Annotated in this window: 29 protein-coding genes; 15 read left to right on the top strand and 14 right to left on the bottom strand. The window is 58.3% G+C overall.

All coding sequences use genetic code 11. From position 1 onward, the window contains the following. Positions 1-6: 6 nt before the first annotated feature. Genes SIB38_RS11340 through SIB38_RS11330 form a run of 3 tightly spaced genes read left to right on the top strand, consistent with a single transcriptional unit; the run spans position 7 to position 2,102 of the window. Positions 7-174 (top strand): hypothetical protein, encoded by a 168-nt coding sequence (locus SIB38_RS11340; protein WP_294113609.1) that lies wholly within the window; start codon positions 7-9, stop codon positions 172-174. Positions 175-177: 3 nt separating this feature from the next. Continuing rightward, the gene (locus tag SIB38_RS11335; RefSeq protein ID WP_294113611.1) at positions 178-1,362 is read left to right on the top strand and encodes a vWA domain-containing protein; all 1,185 of its coding nucleotides are present in this window, start codon (positions 178-180) and stop codon (positions 1,360-1,362) included. Positions 1,363-1,409: 47 nt separating this feature from the next. Then, entirely contained in the window at positions 1,410-2,102 is a 693-nt protein-coding gene (locus SIB38_RS11330) for a M48 family metallopeptidase (RefSeq protein WP_294113612.1), read from the top strand. Here SIB38_RS11330 and SIB38_RS11325 read toward each other — a convergent pair. From SIB38_RS11325 to SIB38_RS11315, 3 genes are all read right to left on the bottom strand, one after another. Beyond that, complete coding sequence (locus SIB38_RS11325) at positions 2,099-2,632, bottom strand: RSP_2648 family PIN domain-containing protein (RefSeq protein WP_412550167.1); 534 nt, start codon at positions 2,630-2,632, stop codon at positions 2,099-2,101. The two genes, SIB38_RS11330 and SIB38_RS11325, sit on opposite strands and share 4 nt — an antisense overlap. Positions 2,633-2,654: 22 nt before the next feature. After that, complete coding sequence (locus SIB38_RS11320) at positions 2,655-3,860, bottom strand: RSP_2647 family RNA methyltransferase (RefSeq protein ID WP_412552037.1); 1,206 nt, start codon at positions 3,858-3,860, stop codon at positions 2,655-2,657. A gap of 61 nt (positions 3,861-3,921) precedes the next feature. After that, a complete protein-coding gene (locus SIB38_RS11315; protein WP_294113615.1) occupies positions 3,922-4,593 on the bottom strand; it encodes a DUF6778 family protein in 672 nt (223 codons plus the stop codon). Between the two features lie 149 nt (positions 4,594-4,742). Here SIB38_RS11315 and SIB38_RS11310 point away from each other — a divergent pair, with 149 nt between their 5' ends. Then, positions 4,743-5,177 carry an NUDIX domain-containing protein gene (locus tag SIB38_RS11310; protein WP_294113616.1) on the top strand — a complete coding sequence of 145 codons (435 nt, stop codon included), beginning with the start codon at positions 4,743-4,745 and terminating at the stop codon, positions 5,175-5,177. 7 nt (positions 5,178-5,184) lie between these two features. Here SIB38_RS11310 and SIB38_RS11305 read toward each other — a convergent pair whose 3' ends face one another. Genes SIB38_RS11305 through SIB38_RS11295 form a run of 3 tightly spaced genes read right to left on the bottom strand, consistent with a single transcriptional unit; the run spans position 5,185 to position 8,689 of the window. Further along, the gene (locus SIB38_RS11305) at positions 5,185-5,454 is read right to left on the bottom strand and encodes a hypothetical protein (protein WP_412550166.1); all 270 of its coding nucleotides are present in this window, start codon (positions 5,452-5,454) and stop codon (positions 5,185-5,187) included. Between the two features lies 1 nt (position 5,455). Continuing rightward, a complete protein-coding gene (locus SIB38_RS11300; protein ID WP_412550165.1) occupies positions 5,456-8,242 on the bottom strand; it encodes a glutamine-synthetase adenylyltransferase in 2,787 nt (928 codons plus the stop codon). 60 nt (positions 8,243-8,302) lie between these two features. After that, positions 8,303-8,689, bottom strand: a complete 387-nt coding sequence (locus tag SIB38_RS11295) for a nuclear transport factor 2 family protein (RefSeq protein WP_294113621.1) — start codon at positions 8,687-8,689, stop codon at positions 8,303-8,305. A 57-nt stretch (positions 8,690-8,746) separates the two neighbouring features. Here SIB38_RS11295 and SIB38_RS11290 point away from each other — a divergent pair, with 57 nt between their 5' ends. From SIB38_RS11290 to SIB38_RS11280, 3 genes are all read left to right on the top strand, one after another. Then, positions 8,747-9,214: a YbaK/EbsC family protein gene (locus SIB38_RS11290; RefSeq protein WP_294113622.1), complete on the top strand. Its 468-nt coding sequence runs from the start codon at positions 8,747-8,749 to the stop codon at positions 9,212-9,214. A 173-nt stretch (positions 9,215-9,387) separates the two neighbouring features. After that, entirely contained in the window at positions 9,388-9,813 is a 426-nt protein-coding gene (locus SIB38_RS11285; protein WP_294113623.1) for a DUF2852 domain-containing protein, read from the top strand. Positions 9,814-9,902: 89 nt separating this feature from the next. After that, positions 9,903-10,352 carry an RDD family protein gene (locus SIB38_RS11280; RefSeq protein ID WP_412550164.1) on the top strand — a complete coding sequence of 150 codons (450 nt, stop codon included), beginning with the start codon at positions 9,903-9,905 and terminating at the stop codon, positions 10,350-10,352. 129 nt (positions 10,353-10,481) lie between these two features. On the opposite strand, the gene SIB38_RS11275 is transcribed toward SIB38_RS11280, so the two are convergent. From SIB38_RS11275 to SIB38_RS11260, 4 genes are all read right to left on the bottom strand, one after another. Then, positions 10,482-11,348 (bottom strand): hypothetical protein, encoded by an 867-nt coding sequence (locus tag SIB38_RS11275; RefSeq protein ID WP_412550163.1) that lies wholly within the window; start codon positions 11,346-11,348, stop codon positions 10,482-10,484. Positions 11,349-11,557: 209 nt separating this feature from the next. Then, positions 11,558-13,912: a TRAP transporter large permease gene (locus tag SIB38_RS11270; protein ID WP_412550162.1), complete on the bottom strand. Its 2,355-nt coding sequence runs from the start codon at positions 13,910-13,912 to the stop codon at positions 11,558-11,560. 17 nt (positions 13,913-13,929) lie between these two features. Continuing rightward, a complete protein-coding gene (locus tag SIB38_RS11265; protein WP_294113648.1) occupies positions 13,930-14,844 on the bottom strand; it encodes a TRAP transporter small permease subunit in 915 nt (304 codons plus the stop codon). 122 nt (positions 14,845-14,966) lie between these two features. After that, the gene (locus SIB38_RS11260) at positions 14,967-16,049 is read right to left on the bottom strand and encodes a TRAP transporter substrate-binding protein (protein WP_412550160.1); all 1,083 of its coding nucleotides are present in this window, start codon (positions 16,047-16,049) and stop codon (positions 14,967-14,969) included. 250 nt (positions 16,050-16,299) lie between these two features. On the opposite strand from SIB38_RS11260, the gene SIB38_RS11255 reads away from it, so the two are divergent. Both SIB38_RS11255 and SIB38_RS11250 read left to right on the top strand, forming a co-directional pair. Beyond that, a complete protein-coding gene (locus tag SIB38_RS11255) occupies positions 16,300-17,727 on the top strand; it encodes a cache domain-containing protein (RefSeq protein WP_294113652.1) in 1,428 nt (475 codons plus the stop codon). Beyond that, positions 17,724-18,374, top strand: coding sequence for a response regulator (locus SIB38_RS11250; RefSeq protein WP_412550159.1), 651 nt, complete (start codon positions 17,724-17,726; stop codon positions 18,372-18,374). Before SIB38_RS11255 ends, SIB38_RS11250 begins: the two co-directional genes overlap by 4 nt. A 3-nt stretch (positions 18,375-18,377) precedes the next feature. Here the strand turns inward: SIB38_RS11250 and SIB38_RS11245 are convergent, their stop codons facing one another. Continuing rightward, entirely contained in the window at positions 18,378-18,974 is a 597-nt protein-coding gene (locus tag SIB38_RS11245) for a hypothetical protein (protein ID WP_412550158.1), read from the bottom strand. Between the two features lie 172 nt (positions 18,975-19,146). After that, on the bottom strand, positions 19,147-19,521 hold the full coding sequence (locus SIB38_RS11240) for a bleomycin resistance protein (RefSeq protein ID WP_294113657.1): 375 nt from the start codon (positions 19,519-19,521) through the stop codon (positions 19,147-19,149). Between the two features lie 302 nt (positions 19,522-19,823). On the opposite strand from SIB38_RS11240, the gene SIB38_RS11235 reads away from it, so the two are divergent. Genes SIB38_RS11235 through ilvN form a run of 3 tightly spaced genes read left to right on the top strand, consistent with a single transcriptional unit; the run spans position 19,824 to position 22,558 of the window. Next, positions 19,824-21,578 carry an acetolactate synthase 3 large subunit gene (locus SIB38_RS11235; RefSeq protein WP_294113659.1) on the top strand — a complete coding sequence of 585 codons (1,755 nt, stop codon included), beginning with the start codon at positions 19,824-19,826 and terminating at the stop codon, positions 21,576-21,578. 3 nt (positions 21,579-21,581) lie between these two features. Next, complete coding sequence (locus SIB38_RS11230; protein ID WP_412550157.1) at positions 21,582-21,983, top strand: hypothetical protein; 402 nt, start codon at positions 21,582-21,584, stop codon at positions 21,981-21,983. Between the two features lie 11 nt (positions 21,984-21,994). Continuing rightward, on the top strand, positions 21,995-22,558 hold the full coding sequence (ilvN, locus tag SIB38_RS11225; RefSeq protein WP_294113663.1) for an acetolactate synthase small subunit: 564 nt from the start codon (positions 21,995-21,997) through the stop codon (positions 22,556-22,558). 79 nt (positions 22,559-22,637) lie between these two features. Here ilvN and SIB38_RS11220 read toward each other — a convergent pair whose 3' ends face one another. Next, positions 22,638-23,021 (bottom strand): hypothetical protein, encoded by a 384-nt coding sequence (locus tag SIB38_RS11220; RefSeq protein ID WP_412550156.1) that lies wholly within the window; start codon positions 23,019-23,021, stop codon positions 22,638-22,640. 306 nt (positions 23,022-23,327) lie between these two features. On the opposite strand from SIB38_RS11220, the gene SIB38_RS11215 reads away from it, so the two are divergent. From SIB38_RS11215 to SIB38_RS11205, 3 genes are all read left to right on the top strand, one after another. After that, positions 23,328-24,020, top strand: coding sequence for a helix-turn-helix domain-containing protein (locus SIB38_RS11215; protein WP_412550155.1), 693 nt, complete (start codon positions 23,328-23,330; stop codon positions 24,018-24,020). A gap of 158 nt (positions 24,021-24,178) precedes the next feature. Next, positions 24,179-25,333 (top strand): aromatic ring-hydroxylating oxygenase subunit alpha, encoded by a 1,155-nt coding sequence (locus SIB38_RS11210; RefSeq protein WP_412550154.1) that lies wholly within the window; start codon positions 24,179-24,181, stop codon positions 25,331-25,333. Beyond that, positions 25,330-25,542: a hypothetical protein gene (locus tag SIB38_RS11205; protein WP_294113671.1), complete on the top strand. Its 213-nt coding sequence runs from the start codon at positions 25,330-25,332 to the stop codon at positions 25,540-25,542. Before SIB38_RS11210 ends, SIB38_RS11205 begins: the two co-directional genes overlap by 4 nt. A gap of 9 nt (positions 25,543-25,551) precedes the next feature. Here the strand turns inward: SIB38_RS11205 and SIB38_RS11200 are convergent, their stop codons facing one another. Next, a complete protein-coding gene (locus SIB38_RS11200) occupies positions 25,552-26,202 on the bottom strand; it encodes a pyridoxamine 5'-phosphate oxidase family protein (protein ID WP_294113673.1) in 651 nt (216 codons plus the stop codon). Positions 26,203-26,205 lie beyond the last annotated feature (3 nt).

Below are 26,205 nucleotides of genomic sequence, written 5' to 3'. Positions count from 1 at the left end.
GACACCATGTTTGTACTTATTGGCGCCCTCATCGGCGCACTCACTGGTGGCACATTGGCCAAACGCCGCGGCGGCAAAGGCGCAGACATCCTGCAATACGGCTTTGTCTACGCCATGATCTTTGCGATCATCGGCCTGTTTATCACGCTCTTCATCCACCGTATGGCGCTCTGATCCATGTTCCTGCCCTTCTTTGAAAACCTGCGCGAGGCCCGTGTGCCGGTGTCCCTGCGTGAGTTTCTTGGCTTTCTGGAAGGGCTGAAGGCCGGGCTGGCCACCTACGATGTGGAGAGCTTCTACTACCTCGCCCGCACCATCATGGTGAAAGACGAGCGCAACATCGACAAATTTGACCGCGCCTTTGCGGCCACGTTTGACGGATTGGGTGAAATCTCCGCCCAGGACGTGCTTGAAGCCGTCGACATTCCCGAAGAGTGGCTGCGCAAGATGGCCGAAAAGCACCTCTCGGCCGAAGAAATGGCCGAGATCGAAGCCCTTGGTGGCTTTGACAAGCTGATGGAGACGCTGCAGGAGCGCCTGAAGGAACAGGAAGGCCGCCATCAGGGCGGTAACAAATGGATCGGCACCGCCGGCACCTCACCGTTTGGGGCTTATGGCTACAACCCCGAAGGCGTGCGCATCGGCCAGAAAGAAAGCCGCCATCGCAAGGCGGTCAAAGTCTGGGACAAACGCGAGTTCAAAAACTTCGACGGCTCTGTGGAACTGGGCACCCGCAACATCAAAGTTGCCCTCAAACGTCTGCGCCGCTGGGCCCGTGAAGGCGCCGCCGAAGAGCTGGATCTCAATGGCACCATCAAGGCCACCGCCGAGCACGGCTACCTCGATGTGAAAACCCGCCCTGAGCGCCACAACGCCGTAAAAGTCCTGCTGTTTCTGGATGTTGGCGGCTCGATGGACCCGCACATCAAGGTGGTCGAAGAGCTGTTCTCCGCTGCCCGGGCCGAGTTCAAACACCTCGAATACTACTACTTTCACAACTGCCTTTACGAAGGCGTGTGGCGCGACAACAAACGCCGTTGGAACGACCAGACCCCCACCCACGAAGTGCTGCGCACCTATGGGCCGGACTACAAATGCATCTTTGTCGGCGACGCCTCCATGTCGCCTTACGAAATTGCCTATGCCGGTGGCGCCAATGAGCATTGGAACCAAGAGGCGGGTCAAGTCTGGCTGGAACGTGCCCGTGACCAATGGACATCAAATCTCTGGATCAACCCTTTGCCGGAACAGCATTGGCAATACACCCACTCCATCGGCATGATCCGCGACATCTTTGAAAACCGGATGGTGCCAATGACCCTAGAAGGTCTTGAACGCGGCATGCGGGAATTGACACGCTGACGTGAGCGCGGGTTGAAGCCGCCCACGGCTTGCCTCATATCTCTACCATGATCAAACTGATGCCGATCCTCATCGCCGTGGTCTACGGCCTGCTGATGATGCGTTTTTCCGCGTGGCGCACCGCGCGGGAGCTGGACGCCAAATCGACGGAACTGGCCGATCCGCGCCTCAATCCCCTGATCAAAGACATGGCCAAAGCCCTCGATTTGCCGCGCATCCGCGTGCACATCTATGAGATTGAGCCCGTGAACGGCCTGGCCGCCCCGGATGGCCGCATCTTCCTAACTCGAGGTTTTTACAACCGCTACCGCGCCGGAGACGTGACCGCCGAGGAACTCGCCTCTGTGGTGGCGCATGAGTTGGGCCACGTCGCGTTGGGCCACTCCCGCCGCCGCATGATCGACTTCTCCGGCCAAAACGCCCTGCGCACAGCGCTCGCAATGGTGCTCAATCGCTTTTTGCCCGGCATCGGCCCTTTGGTGGCCAACACCGCCACCAGCCTGCTTTCCGCACGGCTGTCACGCGGCGACGAGTACGAAGCCGATGAATACGCCGCCGCATTATTGGTGAAATCCGGAATCGGCACCGCACCGCAAAAGGCGCTGTTTGAGAAACTCACACATCTGACTGGCGCCCATGGCGCCAGCACCCCCGCTTGGCTGCTCAGCCACCCCAAAACCGAAGAGCGCATTCAGGCCATCGAAAAGCTCGAACGCAAATGGGGCATCGCCAAAGCCTAGCCGCTCACGGCCTTCGCCAGCTTGGGAAGTCGCGCCTTTTTCAGCAGCCTCCGCATCTCCCACGCCTCACCGCTCAAGCGCTCCGCCTCTTGACGCACCGCTTCACACACCGCCGCAACACCGTCGGGATCCTCCTCCCAACATCCCCGCAGCAGTTCATCCGGCGCGATCCGCTCCAGCCCTTCTTCCGCCAGAATGTGCTTTGGGAAATCCTTGGCATTCACTGTGACAATCGCATCCGCCGATCCTGCAATCGCCGCCGCCAGCACATGAACGTCGTGCTCATCCGGCAAATAGAGCCGGTCTTCCAACGAAGGCTTCCACGTCACTGATGCCTTGGGCCAGCTCGCTTGCACCAACGCAATTTCACCCCGCGCCTGCGGCTCTCCTGTAGGGCCCAGCTTGCGTGCCGCCCGCGCCCATTCTTCCAAGATACGCGCCGACCACTGGGGCTCAAACGCGCCGGTCTTGGCCACACCCAGCAGCACCTCCCGCATCACGGTGGGATACAGAACGCAGGTATCCAGCAATAGGCGCCTCACAGGTTAGGTCTCACAGCCGGAAAAACAAAGACTTGAGGTATCCGCTCTCCGCCAGCTGCGGCATCAAAGGATGGTCCGGTCCGGCAAACCCGGTGTGAATAAGCTGCGCATGCCGCCCCGCCCGGCCAATGCCCCGCACCGAGGCACCACGGAACCGCGCCAGGTCTGCCGCATGTGAACAGGAGCACAGCCCCAGATAGCCACCTTCTGCCACCAAAGGCGCGGCCAGCCGTGCCACACGTTCATAGGCCCGCAGACCTTTCTCCAGCGCCGGTTTGGATGGCGCAAACGCCGGGGGATCACAGATCACCACATCAAACTTGGCGCCCTCTTCGCCCAGCGCGCTCAACACCTCAAACGCATCGCCCTTGCGCGTGGCAAAACGGTCTGCCACATCCGCCGCCGCAGCCCCGGCCTGCGCCAGTTCCAACGCTGCCGCAGAGCCGTCCACCGCCGTCGCTTGGCTGGCACCGCCCGCCAGAGCGGCGAGAGAAAACCCGCCAACATGGGAAAACACATCCAAAACCTTTGCATCTTTGCAAAGCCCGGCGGCAAATCCGTGGTTGGGACGCTGATCATAGAAAAGCCCGGTTTTCTGCCCACCGGTCAAATCCGCCATATAGGTCGCGCCATTCATCACCACGGGCACCGGTGCCTCTGGCGCCGCGCCCACCATGACGGCACTATCGTCTTCCAGCCCTTCCAGCCCCCGCGCCCGGCCAGAACCGTTTTTCAGCACATTGGACACGCCAGTCACCGCCACCAGTGCCGCCACCAACGGCTCAAGCAGCGCTTCGGCCCAAGCGGCGTTGGGCTGCACCACAGTGGTGTCGCCAAAGCGATCCACCACCACGCCGGGCAGCCCGTCGGCTTCCGCATGGATCAGCCGGTAAAATGGCGCATCAAACAGACGCTCCCGCATCGCCAAAGCACGGGCAAATTTGCCCTCAAACCACGCCTGATCCACCTGCGCTTCAGGGTCACGATCCAACATGCGGCAAAAAATCTTGCTCTGGCTGTTGGTCGCGACAAGCCCAAGGGGCTGCCGCTTGTCATCCTCCAGCACCGCAAGCGTGCCGGGCACAAGCCCTTTGGTGCGCCGGTCGGTGACCAGCTCATTGTCATAGGCCCAGGGAAATCCATGACGGATCGCGCGGGCATTGGCTTTGGGCTTCAACCGCACAACAGGGCGGCTGGACGAAGAAGAGGACGGCATAGACATGCCGCCCTCCTACTTGTTTCTCTCGGGTGTGAAAACCCTTGTCTGCCTGCTTGGCTTATTCTGCCGCGGCCAGTTGCTTGCCAATCGGCTCCAACGGCTGAATACGCTTGGTGGCGCCACGGTCTGGAGCACCAAAGCCTTCCGCTTTGGTCAGCTCATCGCGGACCACACGTGCAAGGTGCTGCGTGATGCGGTATTTCTGGGTCAGACCGCGGGATTCCGCTTGAATGGCCATCTGCCCACCATAAGCCACAAGGCTCGCCTTGATCGGCTTTGGACCACGCAACACGGTGCCAGTTTCTGGCTCGATGATGGTCATTATAAACTCAATCGAGTGCACCCCACCCACGGTGTAGCGGGTCTTCTCTGTCAGCGCGTGAAAGCGGGTCACTTCGATCTCCACCCGCACCGGCATCGCACCGTCCAGCGGATAGGCGCCCAAACGCACACTCTCATCAAAAATCGCCTTCACTTGCTGATAGCGATCACCCGGTGCATCGCCACGCCACACGATGTCACCAGGAGGGTAGTAGAGGTTCGCCTCGGACACCTTCAGCGTGGTTGGCACCAGAACGTCAAAGCTCTCAAGCGCATAGGATGGCGCAGGCGCGGCCATCTCGGTGGATGGCACATCGTATGGCGCGTTCCGGCTTGCGGTGTCTACCGACGCACATGCGCTTGCACCCAATGCCAAGACCAGTGCTGCAAAGATTTTTCCCATCGCCATGTCCAACTCCTCGGGCGGTTCTCGCCTCTGCTGTGTCCCTGCAAATTTGCGCGCCAATTGGGGCACGATTGCGACCCGCGCTGGACGTTTCAAAGGAATTAACTAAAAGTTGAGACACCCAGTATCACCCGCCTGAGGCACTTGTTTTTATGACACAAACCGTCGCCACCGCATTGATCCTCAATCCTGAAGGAAAGATTTTTGCACATCGGCGCAGCCCAACACGGCGCCTGTTTCCCGGCTGTTGGGATCTGGCGGGTGGGCATGTGGACCCCGGTGAAACTGTCGAAGACGCTTTGTCCCGCGAGGTCTTTGAAGAAACCGGTTGGGCAGTGGATCAGATCCGCGCGGAACTGTCGCCAAAGACCTGGCAAGCCGAGGACGGCCCTCGGCATGAGTGGCAGTTCGTCGTGACTGTTTCAGGCGATCTGACAGCACCGGTACTCGAAAACGGCAAAGTCGACGCATGGTGTTGGATTGACCGCGAGAACCTAAAAACGCTCAAGCAAAACCGCCCCGCCGGTGACAGTTTTATACACGACAGTGTTTTGGAAGCGCTCGATTGGCTCGACGCAAACGCCTAACGCTCTATCAGTTACGAGGCCTTGAACGCCACCCACCACGGCGTTTGGGCGTGCGCATCTCCACGCTGCCCTCTTCCAGAACTTGTGTCATCGGATGGCCCGGATGCTTGCTGCCCAGATGTACAATCAACATCTCAATCGCATCGCGGGTGTCCACACCGTCCGGAAGCGACAGAGCCCAATCCAAAAAGATCGTCCGGCACTCCGAGGGCTCAATACCCTCCATCCGGTAACTCTCGTGGATCAGCCCCTTGGGGTCGCAATGCGAAATGTCCATGTCATGCCTCCCCTGTGGCCGCCAAGGCCGCTGTGACTGTCGTCGCCGCCGTCTCAGTCGCATCCGTCAACTTGCGCAACACAGCCTCGATATCGTCCGCACCGGTTTCACGCAACAAAAACGCCCGACCACCAGCGCCAATTGTATTGGGTGCAATGGTGCTGCCCGAAAGTAACTTCGACGCCAACTGCACCTGCCAGCAAAGCCGATAGGTGCTGGCAAGGTCTGACGCGTCTGAGGCAGAAAGCCAGCCAATTGCGACACCCGCTTGCAAGCCCTGCGTCACCGCCCGTCGAGACGATCCGGCCAAAAGCGCCCCGGTCTGGCTCAACAACTCGATATCCTGCAACCGACCTGCGCCAATCTTGGCATCCCATGGCCCGTCCGGCGCTTTGGCCGCCGCAATCCGCGCCCGCATTTCTTGCACGTCTTTGCCAATCGCTGCCTTGTCTTTTTCGGCTGCCAAAACCTCCTGCCGGAAGCCTTCGACTTCCGCCATCAACTCCGGCGCGCCGGTCACAGGCCGCGCCCGCGTCAGCGCCAGATGCTCCCAGGTCCAGGCTTCATTCATCTGGTAGTTCTTGAACGATGCCAAAGACGTCGCCACCGGCCCCTGCGTGCCAGACGGACGCAAGCGCATGTCGACCTCGTAGAGCCGCCCTTGCGACATGGGCGCGCTCAGCGCCGTCACCAAGGCCTGTGTGAACCGCGCATAATAGGGCCGCGCCGCCAAAGGCCGCCGCCCGTCAGAGGCTTCCACGCCATCCGCGTCATAAATCACGATCAGATCCAGGTCAGACGTTGCATTAAGCCGCTGCGCCCCCAAAGACCCCATGCCAAGCACAATCGCGCCCCGCCCCGGCATAGGCCCGTGTTTGGAGGCAAAATGATCCGCCACAGGCTGCCAGAGCCCTGCCAAAACCGCCTCGGCCAAATCCGCATACTGTCGCCCAGCCTCCTCCGCGCCGATCAAGCCGCGCAGATGATGTACCCCAATGCGGAACTGCCATTCCTTGGCCCACCGCCGCGAGCCATCCAGCTGCGCCTCATAGTCCTCATCCCGCGCCAGCCGCTCCTGCAGCTCTTCGGTCAACTCGCGCACGCCTGGCCACTCGGTAAAGAAGCTGCCGCCAATCACCGCGTCAAACACACCGGAGTTGCGCGACAAATGCTGTGCCAGCGCGGGCGCAGTGCCCACAATATCCACCAAAAGATCAATCAACTGCGGATTGGCCTCAAACAGCGAGAACAGCTGCACGCCAGCGGGCAGTCCACGCAAAAAGCCGTCCAACGCCAAAAGCGCCTCATCCGGCTTTGGCGCCTGCGCCAGACGCCGCAAAATCTCTGGCCGCACGCGGTTGAATATCTCCACCGCACGCACGCTGCGCATGGCCGGATAGCTCTCCCAACGTGCAATGACGTCCTCATCAAACGCGTGGGTCACATCTTCGCCACCCTCCGGCGCGGCATCCGGCGCAAAGAACCCCTCGGTCATCTCATGCACTTCGGTCAGCCGCTCCTGCAACTCTTTGCGAATGTCCGCCTCGTCGCGCCCCATCAGGCCCGCAATCCGGCCCCAGCCCTCTTCGCTTTTGGGCAACAGATGCGTCTGCGCGTCCGCCACCATCTGCACGCGGTGCTCCACCTCGCGATGAAAGCGGTAGTGATCGGACAGCGCTTCGGCCACATCCTCCGGCACCCAGCCCTTGGAGGCCAGCTTGCGCAACCCCGGAACCGTATGGCGGTCTCGCAGATACGGATCGCGCCCACCTGCGATCAGCTGCCGTGTCTGGGTAAAAAACTCGATCTCCCGAATGCCACCGCGCCCCAGCTTCATATTGTGACCGTCCAGCGTGATCTCACCGCCCAGCCCTTTGTGCTCACGAATGCGCAGTCGCATGTCATGCGCGTCCTGAATGGCGGCAAAATCCAGATGCTTGCGCCAAACAAAAGGCGTCAGCGTATCAAGAAACTTCTGCCCCGCTGCCAGATCGCCTGCCGAAGGCCGCGCCTTGATATAGGCCGCCCGCTCCCAAGTCCGCCCCAGGCTCTCATAATAGCGCTCCGCCGCCTCCATCGCGAGGCACACCGGTGTCACCGCCGGATCAGGTCGCAGACGCAGATCGGTGCGGAACACATAGCCATCGCCGGTGATGTCATTGAGCATTGCCGCCATCTTGCGCGTTGCCCGAATGAAACTCGCCCGCGCGTCATGATAATCCTCCGGATCAAACCGGCTTTCATCAAACAGACAGATCAGATCAATGTCAGAACTGTAATTCAGCTCATGCGCACCCATCTTGCCCATGGCAATCGACACCATGCCGCCCGCTGTCGGAATGTCATCCTCGGTAGCGCCGGGCAGTTTCTTGCGCCGAATTTCCGCACCAATCGTGGCCTCGAGCGCCAACTGGCTCGCCAGATCGGCAAAATCCGTTAGCGTGCCCGTCACCTTTTCCAGCGACCACGCCCCAGCCAAATCGGCCAATGCCGTCAGCAAAGCCACCTTGCGTTTCGCAGCCCTTAAAGCGGTTGGCCGCTGATCCGGTGCACCGGCCTGCAACCCCGCAAACACCGCCGCCAAAGCCACATCCGCATCCTGCAACGCCTCCGGCAACCAGGCCGCTTCCTTGTGGATCAGGCTTTTCAGGTAGGGACTTGATCCCGCCGTGCCTTCAATCAACTTGGCCAGATCGCCAGACAACGCCGGCACCGCCGCCCGCGCCTCCGCACCAAGATCAGTGTCAAACGGGCGTGGCAGGCGGGTGATTTGTGATTCAAACAACATGGCGCGACTTTGAAACCGCCATGCGCGAAGGTCAATTGGCGGTGCTGCCGCAGGGGCGGCTTAAGGCACCCCGTCCCCGGTCAACGGCGTGTCCTGACTGAAGCTGTTGACCCAGTTCCCAATGCGCCTCTCCCACAGGGAGCTCACCAACATGACCTCCCAGTCAGACTTGCCAACCCGCAGATAATCTGCGCGATAGATCAGCAACCCGCTGTCCGCCTCCGTGGCCCGAACCTGCACCTCGCTCAGCCGGTATTTCGCCACCGTTGCGCCGCCGTCCAACTGCCCTGTGTGGGCGTCCTTTCCGGCAAAGCCATCGGGATACACCCCGATAAAATCTTCACTCAGCAACGCCCCATCCGCGTCCCCATCGCCTGTCACCAGCGCATCCCACACTTGGGTTTCCAGCGCCAACAAGGTCTCTTTCAAATCAGTCTGTTTTTCCATGCTGGCACCCTGCGGCGCGCCATGGCAGAAATCAACCCGAGGACGAGGAGACCAACTATGAGCAAAAGCCTGAAACGCGTGCGCGCCGCCTTAGAAGCCGCAGGCAAAGAGATCGACATCCGCGAAACCGACGGCGCCCGCACCGCGCAAATGGCAGCCGACGCCGTGGGCTGCGACGTCGATCAAATCGCAAAGTCCATTGTGTTTCAAAACGCCGACACCGGAGAGGTCGTCCTGTTCCTGACCGCCGGCGGCCGCCAAGTTGACCCTCACGCCGCCGAAGCGCTCCTTGGCGCACCTTTGACCCGCGCAGATGCCACCGTGGTGCGCACACAAACCGGCTTTGCCATTGGCGGGGTCAGCCCGGTGGGCCACCTCTCCCCAATTCAAGCCTTTATGGACACGCGCCTGACTGAGTTTGCACAAATCTGGGCCGCGGCTGGCACGCCAAACCACGTATTTTGCCTCTCTCCAGAGGATTTAGAGCAGATTTCCGGGGCCAAGACCTGCACTTTTAGCACCTAAAGCAAAATTTTTCTCGACCAATTTATTCAACCAATACAGACACATAACCATCAAATGTAAAAACCTTTCACATTTTCCCTTGCAATGCGCAGCCACACTCCCAATCTAGGTAATGTGAAAGCGATTTACATACCGCCTCACAGAGACACAACAGACACAACTCGGAGACAGTTATGACCCCTGCCGCAACCGCCCATACCGCCGACACCCAGCACCTCAGCTGGTTTGGCAAGAGCGAGGCCTGGCTGGACAGCAAAGGCAAAGGTGCCTGGATTGCCGCCATGGTTCTTGGCTTCGTGTTCTTCTGGCCTGTTGGCCTGGCCCTTCTGTTCTACATGATCTGGAGCAAAGATATGTTCAAGAAATCCTCCCGCAACCGCAGCTGTTCTCGCCGCATGCATGTGATGGCCTCCTCCGGCAACAGCGCCTTTGACAGCTACCGCGACGAGACCCTGCGCCGTCTGGAAGACGAGCAGAAGAGCTTTGAGGACTTCCTGGAGCGTCTGCGCGCCGCCAAAGACAAGGCAGAGTTTGACCAGTTCATGGACGAACGCGCCACCAAAGCGGCCGACGAGCGCCGTGAAACCGAAGACGCCTAAGCGCGCGCCTTTATGAGCAGTCACGGCGCGGGAGACATCTTCCGCGCCGTTTTCTATACAATACCGGCCCCCACCAAAACGAGAGAGACATGAGCCACCGCAGCTTTGCCCTACCCGATCCGGACACCCAGTCCGAGTTTTACGAAGACGTGACTTTCAAGCGCCTGCTGGCGTGGCTGATCGACACCGGCCTGATCTTTGTGCTCTGTGTGCTGGTGCTGCCGTTCACCGCCTTCACCGGCCTCTTCTTCTTTGGTGCGCTGTTGTTTGTGTTTGGCTTTGCCTACCGCGTGGTCACCATAGCCACCGGCTCCGCCACCTGGGGCATGCGCCTGATGTCCATCGAACTGCGTCAATCCGACGGCAGCCGTTTTGATCTCGGGTCCGCCTTCCTGCACACCTTGGGCTTCACGGTGTCCGTAATGTTCCCAATTCTGCAAATCATCTCGATTGTGCTGATGATCACCACGGACCGCAAACAAGGCCTCACCGACCACGTCATGGGCTCCGTCGCCATCAACCGCGCCGCGCGGTACTAGAACGGCTAAAACCCAAATAGTGATTACCCTGGAGCGGGCGCACCGGACGCCCGCTATCTACATCACGCCCGAGCCCCCGAAGCGACGTTAAACAGTCCCTCACTGGAATGGATCTCTTGAGACAAGCGATCAACGGTACGGAATGCTAAACCCAAGATCTGCAAAGACCTGCGAAATCGAGATCGCATTGGACCACTGACTTTCGACGCGAAACATCCGATACCCCGCGCTTGGAACCGTACTGCCGAGCCCCCGGATATCAGGAAGCAAAACGGTAATTGGAAAAAAGCCGCGATAATTGACAGCTGTGTGCAAGTACAGCGCTTGCGCCTCATCTCGTTCATAGGCAGGTGCTGCAACAGCCCACGTCTTCTCCAAGTCATATTTGATCGACCAACTACGATCCCGGTTGCTTTCGTAAAAAGACCGCGACGCCCAATCCGACAAGTCCAAAGTCACGTCACCCGCCTTAGCTTGTCCGACGATGACCGCATTCTCTTCATGGGACCACAAATGCACCTTGGCAATGTCGTAGTCACTGCCGGCCCAAATCACGCGGACGGCGGCAACCTGCCCGGTTTCCAGAACATGCACACACAACTGGCCACAAGAGTTGCCAATGTAGCCAAACGTGCCCAACCTATCGACTTTCTTTTGGGGCAAAACGACATCGAGCACCTTGACCTGTTCTGCAAGTGGCATGTCGGGTGCAACGTCTGCTGGCTGTAAGCCACTGACCCAGATCTTTGAAACTGCAAATGGCCCCATCGCAAACACAACCGCCAACGTGGCCGAAATCAGCCATGCACTACGAGTTTCTCGCAAAATACCGGGCGCGAAAAAGAGCCCGTAGAAGAATCCGTTGATGCACACAATCATAACTGGGTAACCGATGAACAACGTATACAAGGCAATCATCAACGGCATCCCGGGGATGGCCGCTGCAACAGCCACAATTCCCAACAAAAACATCAGAACAAAATATGTCTTACGCAAACCAACTCTCCTTCTGGAAAGTCCTGTTTGCACGCAGATTAAGACAATTTTAAGGAGAGCCCTGACCGCAATCAGATACCTTAAGGCGCGCAGCTTTGTCTGCTGAACAAACCATAAACGCCACGCCGCAACCGAATTCGACATACATCCCAAAACGCAAAACGGGGGCCAAATGGCCCCCGTTTCTTTTTGGTCTTTTACGTCTCAGATCAGTTCCCGATCAGATCCGGCAGGATCGTCACGATCGATGGCACGTACCATAGGATCGCAAGCCCCACGACCTGGATGAGCACAAAGGGAATGATGCCCTTATAAATATGCCCGGTCGTGACCTCTTTTGGCGCCACCCCTCGCAAGTAGAAAAGCGCAAAACCAAAGGGAGGCGTCAGGAACGAGGTCTGCAGGTTCACCGCGATCATGATGGTGACCCATTTTGGATCAAAGGTACCGCCGTAGATGACCGGGCCGACAATCGGGATCACGATGTAAATGATCTCGAGGAAGTCGAGCACAAAGCCCATCACAAACAGCACCAGCATCACGATCAGGAAAACCTTGAACTCGTTGTCAAACGACTTCAGGAATTGCTGAATGTAATGCTCGCCACCAAAGCTGATCACCACCAGGTTCAGGAGCTGCGAACCGATCAGGATGGTGAAGACCATCGAGGTCACCTTCGCGGTTTCCCGCACGATCGGCGAGAGCACCTTGCCACGGAACAGCACGAAGCAGCCGTAAAGCAGACCAAACATCGCAAACAGATAGGTGCCTTTGGCCACGAAGAACGCAATCACGTTCTCAGTGGAGACAACTTCCTGGTTGATACGCAGGTCAAAGTTCACGCCTACAAGGATCATGATGATCACCGCAAAGGTCGACCAGATGATGATCCCGCCGGAACGGCCCTCATCGTGCAGACGCCGGTAAGCCGCCAGCATGATCGCCCCACCGGCACCCAGCGCAGCCGCCGGTGTCGGGTTGGTGATACCACCGAGGATCGAACCCAGCACAGCAATGATCAGAACCAGCGGTGGGAAGACCACACGCAGCAGTTCGTTTTTGCCCAGCAGACCCGCGCCATAGCGCACACCGTAGAGCGTCATTGCCAGAGGGATAGCCATGTAGATCAGCGTCCAACCCGGCGTTGTCACCGGCGAGATCACCAGTGCATCCACGGCCAGAGCCAGAACGATACCAGCACCACCAATCAGCAGCGGACGGGTGTCCGCGCTTGGTGCCACACCACGTGCCGTGGTCAGGATCAGAGCCAGCAACAGGTAGCCGATGGCCAGGCCAGAACCGATTGGCGCCGCAGCCGCAATCTTCTCAACACGCAGAGCAGAGCGCTCTTCGTCAGTCAAAGCCCGCGCTTCGGCCACCCCGCCCGCTTCGTCAATCGCTGTCTGTTCAGCCACAGCCTGATCCCAGGCCAACTGACCATGCAGCTCAATCATCGACGCTTTACACTCTTCGCCAACGTTGGTGCGCAGGCTGGCGGTTTGACCCGCATCCGAGAAGCTGTCCACGGTCACGTCCTGAGAGCCAATCACATTGACCTGTCCCAAAAGGATAACACCAGCAATCAGACCCGCAGGAACCGCGAGGAACCAAGTCAGACTCTCACCACGGGTGATGGCTTCACCGCCGCTGTCTCCCATTTCCACCGCTGGGGCTTCTTTGGGGTTAAACAGCGCGTAGCCAAAGGCATAGAGACCATAGAGCACCGCCAGCATGATGCCGGGGATCAGCGCCGCCTGGAACAATGTCCCAACAGACACAACTGCTGGCTCACCCAAGAAGGTCAGCGCATCAGAACAGCCTGCCACCTGCGCACGGTTTTCTTGTGCCGCAGAGTAAAGGTCGCCCGCCAGCGTGCCGAGAAGAACGATCACGATAGATGGCGGAATAATCTGGCCCAGCGTACCAGACGCCGCAATCACACCGGTTGCCAGCTTCGGGTTGTACCCGTGCTTCAGCATAGTTGGCAGCGACAGCAAGCCCATGGTCACAACCGTTGCGCCCACGATACCGGTGGAGGCCGCGAGGAAAGCACCCACAACCACAACCGACACCGCCAGACCGCCTGGCAGCGGGCCAAAGACGCGCGCCATGGTGGTCAGAAGGTCGTTTGCGATCTTGGAGCGTTCCAGCGTGATTCCCATCAAAACAAACATCACAACCGCCAACAGCGTTTCGATGGACTGACCGGCAAGCACACGCTCGTTCATCCGGTTGACCACAAAGCTGATGTTGCGGTTCATCGCCTGTTCCCAGCCGCCCGGGAACACGGATTCTGCCACACGCGGCAAATCCGGGTATCGGAAGATCGAGATTGCGTCCGCCTTCACCCCTTGCGCGATCAAGTCGGCGTACATGGTTGAGCTGGTGTCAATCGCTTGGTGAATCAGGATCCCGGCACTGTCCAGCGCCGCAATGATCCCGAAGGAGATAACCCCTGCGCCACCGATGGCAAACGCCACAGGGAAGCCGGAGAGAATGCCCCCAAAGAGGCAGAGGAAGACGATAATCAGGCCGATCTCGACCCCATCAAGTCCAAATAGCATTAGTTCTGCCCCTTAGATCAGTGTGTGCCTTCATAGGCTTCTTCACCCTCGCCCAGCGTATCGCGGTCGAGGTATTTGCCAGCGCTGCCGGCGCCTTCTTTGAACTCGAGATACGAGCGATAGAAGAACGCAATGGACTGCAAGAAGACCATGCCGGCAAAGCAAATAAGAAGCACTTTGAAGAGGAAGTAAGCGTTGAAGCCGTTTGGAGAGAAACCGATGGTTTCCACGTTCCATTTCAGGATACGGGCCTTTTTCATCAGGATCTCAACCTTGTCGGACGCCGATACCTTCGGGGTCACAAGGTGACGCCACATGAAGAACCAGCCGTACATCCAGGTCAGAACCGCAACCGGCATCATAAACAGCAGCGAACCGAGCATATCGATCACACGCTTTGCACGGTGGCTGATCGCGGAGTAGACAAGGTCCACGCGGACGTGGCCGCCCTGCACAAAGGTGTAGGTCGCACACATACAGACGATCATGGCGTTATACAGCTTCAGCTCTTCCGCCCACCAGCTCACGTCAAACGTCAGCCAGCTCACGCCGTAAATCAGGCTGATCTCTGGCACCGTGAAGATCCGCTGCATAAAGACGATCACGATCTGCTGAAGAACCATCAACAGACCCGCCCACGCAAAGAAACGGCCCACCGAGTTGGCAAGACCTTCCAGAACGCGCACGCATCCCCACATGAAATTGGGTCGCGCAATACCAACCGCCGTAACGATCAGGAAAAGCGTGAACACCACAAAGAAAAACTCAACCGAGCCACCGTAGTAAACAAACCGCATCAGCGCTTGTTTGTCCTCGGTGGTCTCAAGGCCGCCAATCCAGCTCAGCCACATGCCCGGATGTGTGATCGCGTATCCCGCGTTCACAAAGGCTTGGCCAATGTTGGAAAAGAACCAGACCAGACCGTCCAGCATTGTCCCCTCATCCCCTTATTGTTTTTGGATTTTTGACAGTGCTGCGATCCGCGCCCTGTCTGTTTTTGCAAAAGGCCCCCCGGAAATCACCGGGGGGCCAATTTGCTTAGCGTCTCAAGGGCTTAGCCCATCACGCGGTAACGCTGTGCACGGTATGTCCCTTCGGACTTAACCAGCCAGTTGGAAGACGCAGCCATGCTGGTCTCCACAGACGCGCGAATTTTTGCGAACAGTTCGTCGTCCATGTACTCGTCCATGGTCTCTTTCGCGGCTGCGCCCATTGCGTCCCATACGGAATCTGGGAATTCCAGAACCTTCACACCACCGGCTTGCAGACGCTGCAGCGCCGCACCGTTGTTGTTCAGGAACTGCGCCAGGTTCCACTGGTGGGTGGCTGCGGCGGCAGTTTCGATGATTTTCTGGTTTGCAGGGGTCAGACCTTCGAACACTTCGCGGTTGGTCGCCAGCGTCAGAGCTGCACCTGGCTCGTGGAAGCCCGCGGTGTAGTAGAACTTGGTGATTTCCTGGAAACCGGCTTTCTCGTCGGCCCACGGACCGATCCACTCGGTGCCGTCGATCGCGCCAGACGCCAGCGCCTGATACACTTCGGAACCTGGCAGGTTCTGTACGGAAGCACCCATCTTGCCGAGCGCCTGACCACCCAGACCTGGCATACGGAACTTCAGACCTTGGAAGTCCTCTGGACCAGCAATCTCTTTGGAATACCAGCCACCAGCCTGTGCACCGGTGTTACCTGCGATGAAGGACTTCAGGCCGAAGATTTCGCCCAGTTCGTCATGCAGTGCGTGGCCTTCGCCGTGGTAGTACCAGTTCACCAGTTCCTGTGCGGTCATGCCGAACGGAACCGCGGTGAAGTACGCGTAACCTGGGTGCTGGCTTACGAAGTAGTAGTCAGCGGCGTGGTACATGTCAGCCTGACCAGCGGTCACAGCGTCAAATACTTCAAACGCGCCAACCAGTTCGCCTGCGGCTTTGATGTCAACGGTCAGGTTGCCATCGGACATCGCGTTGATGGTGTCTGCTGCGTGCTGAGCCGCGTCAAACACACCCGCGAGGCCACGGCCCCAGGATGTTACCATGGTCAGAGTCTGCTTGCCGGTCGCATAAGCAGGCGCCGCCAGAGTGCTGGCCGCTGCTGCGGTACCGCCAAGTGCAGATGTTTTCAGAAAAGAACGACGATCCATTAAGGTTTTCCTCCCAGAAATTATGTTCAGCCCGGTTCTCGCTCCAGAGAGTCCGAGCGGATCGTTGAAGTGTGGCGAGCCTAGCGGTGACCCTACGTAGAGGAAATACCCACTACCGCGTAGAAACCGACCAAATGGCAAAAAATGCTGACCAATTCCGGCAAAAAAATTGTAAATCACGGCAACGTTAGCGCCACCGTTTTTGATTCTCTTCTATGATTCGCCCCCGATCTCTCGTAACGAATCGAACATGCGACCTTTCTTACCCTACTTGCGCCTGTCTTATGGTCAGAAGCTCTTCTTGCTGGCCACTGTACCGCTGCTTTTGGCTGTGGCGGCCATCTCCGTGCTGGTGGCCAACCAATCGCGCCAATTGGCCGACCGCGAGATCCGTGCGCTGGAAACCCAGCTGATCGAAGCCAAGAAAGCCGAGCTTAAAAACTATATTTCCATCGCCCGAACAGCCTTTGTGAACATCTATGGCCGCGCCGCTCCAGATGACGACGAAGCCAAGCTTGCTGTCACGCAAATCCTGTCGTCCATGCTCTATGGCCAAGACGGCTATTTCTTTGTGTTTGACTACGACGGCAACAATTTGGTCAGCCCGAGACAAACGTATCTGATTGGCAAAAACTGGCGTGGATTGACCGACTTGAACGGTACCGAAGTCACTGATCCGATGATCGACATCGCCCGCACCGGCGGCGGCTATCACAGTTTTGACTGGGCTAAGCCCTCATCCTTAGAAACTGCCCGAATGGTCACCTATGTGGTCGGCTTGCAAGATTGGCAGTGGGTGGTTGGCACCGGCATATTTATCGACGACGTACTTGAAAGCGTCGCCGCTGCGCGCGCCGATGTGGAGGAACGCGTGCAACGCACTTCTTTCTACATCCTGGTGATCACCGTCGCCTGCCTCACCCTTGTTTTCCTCTCCGGCTTCTTCATCACTGTGCGCGAACGCCGTCTTGCTGACGCCAAACTCAAAGCCCTGACCCAGCGGGTGTTTGACGCGCAAGAAGAAGAGCGTGGCCGCGTGGCTCGCGAATTGCATGACGGCATCTCGCAACTGCTTGTTGGCGTACGTTATGCCCTCGATAGCGCGACCCGCCGCCTCAAGAACGGCGACGAACGCGGATTAGAGTCTCTGGAAAAGGGCGTTGATCACCTCTCTGGCGCTATCCAGGAGGTCCGCCGTATCTCCCGCGACCTGCGCCCCGGCGTGCTTGACGACCTCGGCCTCGGCCCCGCCCTGAAAGCCCTGACAGACGACTTTTCCACCCGCACAGGAATTGAGACCCACTTCAACACCGTGGTTTTCCGCAACCGCCTCGATCAAGACGCCAAAATCGCGCTATACCGGATTGCTCAGGAAGCCCTAACCAACATCGAACGCCACTCCGGAGCCACCACCGTCTCCATCGACGTGCGCGGCCACAAGAAAGGCGCCACCCTGCGGATCGCTGACAACGGCAAGGGCCTGCCGCAGGAACGCGATCCCTCCGCGCGCGGCGGCCTCGGTCTGCGCAACATGCAGGAACGCGTTGAGCAACTCGACGGCACCCTCCGCATATTCTCCTCTCGCTCCGGCACGGTGATTGTGGCAGAAGTCCCGCTAAGCCACATCCTGACGCCCGAAACCGAGGGCAACGACAAGACCCGAAAGGCCAGCGCATGAGTTCAGACACAACCATCAAAGTGATGATTGTCGACGATCACCCCATGGTGGCCGAAGGCATCGAGTCCATTCTGGAAAGCTATGACGACATCACCGTTGTCGGCACCCTCTCCAATGGCCGCGAGGCCGTGAACCAACTGCCCACGCTGAATCCCGACGTGGTGTTGATGGACCTCAACATGCCAGAGATCGGCGGCCTCACCGCCACAGAAATGCTCCTGGAGATGGACCCTGACCTGCGCGTGTTGATCCTGTCGATGCACGACAGCCCGGAGTACATTTCCACCGCGCTCAGCCATGGGGCGATGGGCTATGTGCTCAAAGACGTGCCCACAGAAGAAATCAAAACCGCGATCGACGCTGTGATGAGCGGCAAGAAATACCTCTGCACCGGCGCCAAAGGCTCGCTGGAGCCATCCGAGGATGGCGCCCGCGAACCACTCACCAGCCGCGAACAAACTGTTTTGTTGCAACTGGCCCAGGGTAAATCCAACAAAGAAGTTGCCAATGAGCTCAACATCTCGGTGCGCACCGTGGAAACCCACCGCAAAAACATCAAACGCAAACTGGGCATCTCCTCCACCGCTGGCCTCACCCGCTACGCCATGGAACACGGCGTGCTGCAAGGCACCGGTGTTGGTCTATAGGCGTTACCGCTTGCGGCTCTTTCCAAGATTCAACCGCGCCCAGGCGGTATAATCCGCATCATTGGCGTTACATGAAAAAGTGCGCCGGTATTCAAACGGTTGCGGAAGTTGGCTTAAGTCAAAGAACCGCTTGTGTGTGCCAAGCACATCATCGCCACTGATACTCGCCACAACTTTTGTAATCAGCGCATAGAGCCGTTTTGCGCGCGCGATCCCTGGAAGCTCTTCGATTTCCTCGGTAATCCCTTTGACCAAGTCGCCAAGGGCTTCTTCCAAATCATCATCTAAAATGCTGTCCTCTTCCATGAGGTACCAGGTTACTTCGATTTGGCTGTCAGAGGGCACCCAAACGCCCATCCACTCCCCGGTATGCTGCAGTTCCTTCCATTTGCCGCGATCAGCTTGAGTAAAAGTCACGTAATTGTCCGACCCGCCCACATGGGTGTCCTCAAGCACGCCTCTATTGGACCGCTGTATCACTGTGACAATCCCGTAAATCTCATCATCGCCGGGATCATCGTCCTTATCATTGAGGTCTTCGTCCTGTAGGCGCTGCATCCGCGCCCACATGTTGGGAATAACCAATCGCCGGTAGGACATAGCCCTCTCCTTTCAAAATGCTGCTGTGAAATGAATGCGCAAATAATAACATAAAACAGCGATTTTGCAGGGTGGCGCTCCAAAACGTGTCGACGTCCAAAGTTGGTTCCTCAACTTTATCGCGCCTAAAGGTCAAAACGGCATAGAGGCGAACACAGTAGCTCCCATACGGCTATGAAATCCCCTCACCGAAAAACACCAGGTTTCCATCTTCATCCAGTACGTGGAACTCGCGCTGCCCATAGTCCTGATCAAAGGGCGCCCGAACGCGACCCTGTGGCAATGCGTCTAACGCCTCCTGCATATCAGCAAACAACGCGTCTATTTGCTGGACGTCGATGTAGAATGACGTCTCCCGCCCCGTCAGGTCGTCACCCGGATCCACTTCGATCAAACGCACCGCCACGGCCTCGCGCCGTAAGAATGCGTAGTTATCGGCCGTAAATCCCACCTCAAAGCCCAACACATCCCGGTAAAACGCGATTTGCCGCGCCAAATTGCTGCAGGGAACAAACGGTGTGATCTGATTCAGACTGAATTTACCCATGATTTTTCCTCAAATTTCGCGAAAGCCGGTGGCTCACGCAACAAATGCAAAGATTTTACGCCCGAAACGGTGCTTTTCTGTAGATTTCGCGGTTGACGCCGCGATGCAGCAGCCATAAGGTCCGATCCGAACACAATAAGTGACCCCACTTGAGGACAAATACGATGCCAAGGCTAGTCGTCATTGTCGGAATTAGGCGCATGGGCCGGTAACGGACACCATAACGGTACCCCATGCGCCCTCGCTGATAAGCGGGGGCTTTTTTGTGTGAGCTAGTAATGTCGTCGGTAACGGAGAGAATGATGACACGTCAGATGACCGGAGCAAAAATGGTGGTTCAAGCCCTGAAGGATCAGGGTGTGGACACAGTCTTTGGCTATCCCGGAGGCGCGGTGCTACCGATTTACGACGAGATTTTTCAGCAAAATGACATCCGCCACATCCTGGTGCGGCACGAGCAAGGCGCGGTTCACGCCGCCGAAGGTTATGCTCGCTCAACCGGCAAGGTTGGCGTGGCGCTGGTAACCTCCGGCCCCGGCGCAACCAACGCAGTGACCGGCCTGACCGATGCCCTGCTGGACTCGATCCCGATTGTGGTTCTGACCGGCCAGGTGCCAACCTTCATGATCGGCTCGGACGCCTTTCAAGAAGCCGACACCGTGGGTATCACCCGCCCCTGCACCAAACACAACTGGTTGGCCAAGGACACAGACACCCTGTCTGAAACCCTGCACCAGGCCTTCCACGTGGCGCGCTCCGGCCGCCCCGGCCCGGTGTTGGTCGACATCCCGAAGGACGTGCAATTCGCCAACGGCAAATACACCGCGCCGGAGAAGTCGGACACCTCGATCTATGAGCCCGAAACCAAGGGCGACATCACCGCGATCAACGAGTTGGTTGAAGCAATGGAGAAGGCTGAACGCCCTGTGTTTTACACCGGCGGCGGCGTGATCAACTCCGGCCCGAAAGCCTCCAAGCTGTTGCGTGAACTGGTGGATGCCACCGGCATTCCAATCACCTCCACCCTGATGGGCCTTGGCGCCTATCCGGCGTCTGGCGAAAACTGGTTGGGCATGCTCGGCATGCACGGCCTGTACGAAGCCAATATGGCGATGCACGACTGCGACCTGATGATCAACATCGGCGCGCGCTTTGATGACCGTATCACCGGCCTGATCTCCGCCTTCTCGCCCGGCTCCAAGAAAGCCCACATCGACATCGATCCGTCTTCGATCAACAAGGTGATCCCGGCGGACATCCCGATTGTGGGTGACGTGGAAAGCGTGCTGACCGACATTCTGAAAGTCTGGAAGGCCCGTGGCCGCACCGTGAACCGCGAAGCGATCGCCAAATGGCAAAACCAGATCAGCGATTGGCGCAAGGTGGAATGCCTGAAATACGTTCAGGAAGGCAACGTCATCAAGCCACAGTACGCGCTGGAGCGTCTTGAAGCCCTGACCAAGGACCACGATCGCTACATCACCACCGAAGTGGGCCAACACCAAATGTGGGCCGCGCAGTACCTCGGCTTTGAAGATCCCAACCGCTGGATGACCTCCGGCGGCCTCGGCACCATGGGCTACGGCGTACCAGCCTCCGTTGGCGTGCAAGTGGCCCATCCTGAGAGCCTCGTAATCAACGTGGCCGGTGAAGCGTCTTGGCTGATGAACATGCAGGAAATGGGCACCGCGGTACAATTCCGCCTGCCGGTGAAACAATTCATCCTCAACAACGAACGCCTCGGCATGGTGCGCCAGTGGCAGGAGTTGCTGCACGGCGAACGCTACAGCCACAGCTGGTCCGAGGCCCTGCCTGACTTTGTAAAACTCGCCGAAGCCTTTGGCGCCAAAGGCATCATCTGTTCCGATCCGGATGATCTGGACGAGGCGATCTTGGAAATGATCAACTACGACGGCCCGGTGATCTTTGACTGTCTGGTGGAGAAACACGAGAACTGCTTCCCGATGATCCCGTCGGGCAAACCGCACAACGAAATGCTTCTGGGCGAAGCCAGCACCCAAGGCGCCATCGAAGCCGGCGGCGCGGTTCTGGTGTAACCAATGCGATTGGTGTCGATAATAGCGATTGCCATTGGCGTCGGTATTGTCGGCTACCAGTTGGCACCTAAGCGCCCGACGCTTTTGGAGGTTGAATGGATGCAAGACGCAGACCTATGGAGAGCAAGTGAAATTGCTACGACATCGGGTGAATACTGTATCTGCCCACCATATGAATGCGCTTCGATGTTTGAAACTACGTTGATCGTCAACGACCGAAAATTTTTCGGTACAAATTCGAGGTATCTTCTGGCTTCACCGTCTGGACCAGTATCAACCAAAACCAAACCAATGCGCATTGCCAGCATATCGTCCAAGCAAAAATGCTTCGAAATGAACAAAGGCGATGAAGTCGCCTTCGAACTAAGAAAGGCTGGAGATAGCTTTTCTCTCAGCGTTTACTGAAAGGCAAACCCATGGCTGCTCTAAAAATCAAAAAAGGCTCCACGAGCCACTCCGCTTACAACCTACGTCCGAACTTCTCCGACGAGGTCGAGACCCACACGTTGGCTGTTCTGGTGGACAACGAGCCGGGCGTTCTGGCCCGTGTGATTGGTCTTTTCTCCGGGCGAGGCTACAACATCGAAAGCCTAACCGTGGCCGAGGTCGACCACACCGGTCACCTGTCGCGCATCACCATCGTGACCACCGGAACACCGCAAGTCATTGAACAGATCAAGGCGCAGCTGGGCCGGATTGTACCAGTACACGACGTGCATGACCTGACCGTCGAAGGCGCCTCCGTGGAGCGTGAACTGGCCCTGTTCAAAGTCGCGGGCTCTGGCGAAAAACGCGTCGAAGCCTTGCGCTTGGCCGACATCTTCCGCGCCAACGCAGTGGACAGCACGCTGGAGAGCTTTGTCTTTGAACTCACAGGCACGCCCAGCAAGATCGATGCCTTTGCCGACCTTATGCGCCCCTTGGGCCTGATCGAAGTGGCGCGTACCGGTGTGGCTGCCCTGTCGCGCGGCTCCGAATAAGACCACCTGCTCAGCACAGTAAAAAAGGGGCCGCTTGGCCCCTTTTATTTTGATTGTTTGTCCGAATGCCCGGGTTCAGCTAACTGACCTTGCGCGACCGCGCCGCCGCCTCCAGATCAATCACCTTTGCCGAGGTCTTTTTGTCCTCCACCGCTTCCGGCAAGTGCAACGCCGCCCGCAGCGCGCGTCCAACCTCTCCGGTTTCCACCGACATCGCCGCCTGCAACAGGTGCTCGGCCAAAGGCGTGCCCGGCGCCAGGCGACGCAGATTAAACGCCCGCCGCTGATGCCCAACCATCATTATGTCGAACATCACCAGATCACCAGCCGCCAAAGTGACCACGTCGCTCCCCAAAGCAGACGCGTCTTTCTCGGCATTGAAATAGGCCAGATTCGCGTGATCTTCACACCAAATAACCGCTGTACCACCTTTGCTGTCATGCCAAAGCACAACGCCATTCATTCCCTTCCCTCCCCTGAAACTCGTTATGTCCCGTGCACAAATGACCCTGCCAAAAACACAGCCGGATCATCTCCCTGCCCCAGCCTACAGCCAGTTTCCCATCAACCTATGGTCAATTTTGTGTCGACCCCATTGCAAGCTGGTGCCAATATGCGCCAAGATGACGCCATTAAGCATCGATTTTGACCATATGCGGATTTTGCACACGTTCTGCGGGTCTTTCAATGACAAACACAGCCGGAGAGCCAATTGTCACAACCCGAGACTGTATCGCCAAGCGAAACGCATCCAGCAGAACTGCGAAGGATGTTCGGGCGAAACCTCCGGCATCTTTGCGCGCCCTACCGCTCAGTTTCCGATTTGTGCAGGCAGTTGGGAATCAACCGCACGCAATTCAGCCGATACTTGTCAGGAGAAAGCTTTCCCCGCCCTGATGTGCTGCACCTGATCTGCCAGTTCTTTGACGTCGACGCTCGCATTCTGCTTGAGCCTTTGGACAAGCTGGACACCCGTCCGGGCGTGCTTAACCATCCCTTCCTGGCGGCCAATGTTGGAAGTGGCATGCTCCCACTATCTGAAGAGGCCTTGCCATCCGGGTTTTATCGTTTCTCCCGCAAAAGCTTTGTGGAAGACGACCTCGTGATTGTTGGATTGGTCTATATTTTCCGGGATGGGGAGTACACGTTTCTGCGCGGATATGAACCCCGCCAAGCCATGAGCACCCATGGACTGCCCACCAACAGCCCTCTGCGGGAGTTCCGAGGATACGTGTCCGCGCAGGAAGATGGCATCTCCATCAATGTTGCCCACCGCCACAACATGGCGGCAACATTCAACTACCTGGGGCGTGTCGCCGCTTTCAACAACACATTTTGGGTTGGCTATGCAGCCCGCCCCACCCGCGAAACCCTACGCGGCCGCCGCGTGGCGCGCATGGTCTATGAACATGTCGACGCCCCGCTGCGCGACATCGTCGCCTTGGCCCGTCAAACTGGATAAGTCAGCCCGGATGACTTGCCCGAGTTCCACCTGCACCACCTGATGCTGGACACCCCGTTTACCTGACTGGCGCATCTGCGGCATCTGCTGTCGCAGACAGGCCGGACCACGCTTAACTATGCCGCCTAGGCTACCAGTGCCAGCCTCTGGAGCCCGCCATGTCCAACCAAAAACCTCTCGCCGATCCCCTCGCCGCCGTGCGCCAGCCCGTGGCCACCGCCAACGGATTGCCAAATGCGCATTATACCGATCCGGGGGTGTTTACCGAAGAAGCCGACGCCCTGCTGAAGTCCACATGGGCGGGGCTCGCCGTCGCTTCCGATGTGCCCGAGCCCGGCGATGCCGTGCCACTGACCTTCCTTGGCATGCCGCTCCTGCTTCTGCGCGACAAAACGGGTACTGTGCGCGTGTTTAACAACGTCTGTCGCCACCGCGGCATGATCCTCGTAGAGGAACCGCGCAAAATCGAAGGCGCCATCCGCTGCCCCTATCATTCCTGGTGCTATGCCACCGATGGCCGCTTGGTCACCACACCCCACGTCGGCGGTCCCGGCCAAAACAACGATCCAGATATCGACCGTGCCACACTTGGCCTGATCGAAGTCCGCTCCCACATCTGGCACGACATTGTCTTCGTCAACATCTCCGGCGATGCCCCCGCCTTTGAAGACCAACACGCCGCCCTGCTTTCGCGCTGGCACGCCTTTGACCAACCCCACATCCACGGCGGCGCAGACAGCCGCTTCACGCTGGATGTCGCCACCAATTGGAAGCTTGCGGTGGAAAACTACTGCGAAAGCTACCACCTGCCCTGGGTTCACCCCGGCCTCAACAGCTACTCCCGCCTGGAAGATCACTACAACATCGTCGAACCGGAGCACTTCTCCGGCCAGGGCACCCACGTCTACCGCCAAATCACCGCTGAGGATGGCACCACCTTCCCCGACTTCGCCAACCTGCCCGCCTTCTGGGATCAGGGCGCCGAATACGTCGCGCTCTACCCCAACGTGCTCCTCGGGGCCCAGCGCGACCACGCCTTTGCCATCATCCTTGAACCACTAGCCCACAATCATACCCGCGAACACGTGCATCTCTACTACGCCCACCAAGACACTGACGACTCCCTACGCTCTCAAAATGCCGCCCAATGGCAACAGGTGTTTGAAGAAGACATTTTTGTGGTCGAAGGCATGCAACGTGGTCGCTCTGCGCCCCACTTTGACGGCGGCCGCTTCTCCCCTGCCATGGACGCGCCCACCCATTGTTTTCACGACTGGGTCGCCGCGCGTCTGCAAGCGCACCGCGACCAATGAACGACTTGGAAGCCCACCTGCTCGCCGCCCATTCCGAGGGCGAAAAACATGCGCTGATCACCCTCTACGAAGAGGCCGCCACAGCGGCCAAAACCCCCGAGGCCGAGGGCTTTTTCCTCACCCAGGCCTATGTCTACGCGCTTGAGACAGGCCACCCCAAGTCAGCCGACCTGCACCGGCGACTTAAAACCACGGGGCGAGAGGCCTGACGCACCTTGTCAGTACATTGTCTCCCGATACCGCGCTTCCAGCTGCGCATCGAGTTCGGCCATCTCCTCAGGATCTTCAGGTGCACCCGTACTCTGATCCAGCACAATTTTGCTCAGTGAAGGCATCTCGCTGCGGTCCTGCAGCGACGCCGGATCCCACAATTTGGAGCGCCGAAACGCTTTGGCACAGTGCAGAAACACCTCTTTCACCGACACCACAATCGCCGCGCGCGGCAACCGCTCTTGCACCTCCATCAGAGCTAGCAGCTCCGGGTCCGTGGTCACCTGAGCCGTGCCATTTACGCGCAACGTCTCGTCAAACCCCGGCACCAGGAAGATCAGCCCGACATTGGGGTTCGCCACAATATTGGTCAGACTATCAATCCGGTTGTTTCCCGGCCGCTCCGGGATCACCAATGTGCGCGCATCGAGCACCTTCACAAAGCCCTCGGGATCGCCACGCGGTGTAACGTCTGCCAGCCCATCCGGCGCTTGCGTGCCCAGACACAAGAACGGCGAACGCTCGATAAAGCTGCGCGCATGTTTGTCCAAATAGTCGATGCATTTCTTCTGCGACAACGACTCCGGGTTTGGCGTTTTGAACACCTCCCGCAACCCCGCCTCGTCCGAAATCACAAACTCCGACTTTATCTCGACCATCTC

This window comes from Shimia sp. MIT910701 (genome assembly GCF_047126315.1).
Lineage (GTDB): Bacteria > Pseudomonadota > Alphaproteobacteria > Rhodobacterales > Rhodobacteraceae > Shimia.
This window is presented reverse-complemented; position numbering and strand designations above follow the sequence as displayed.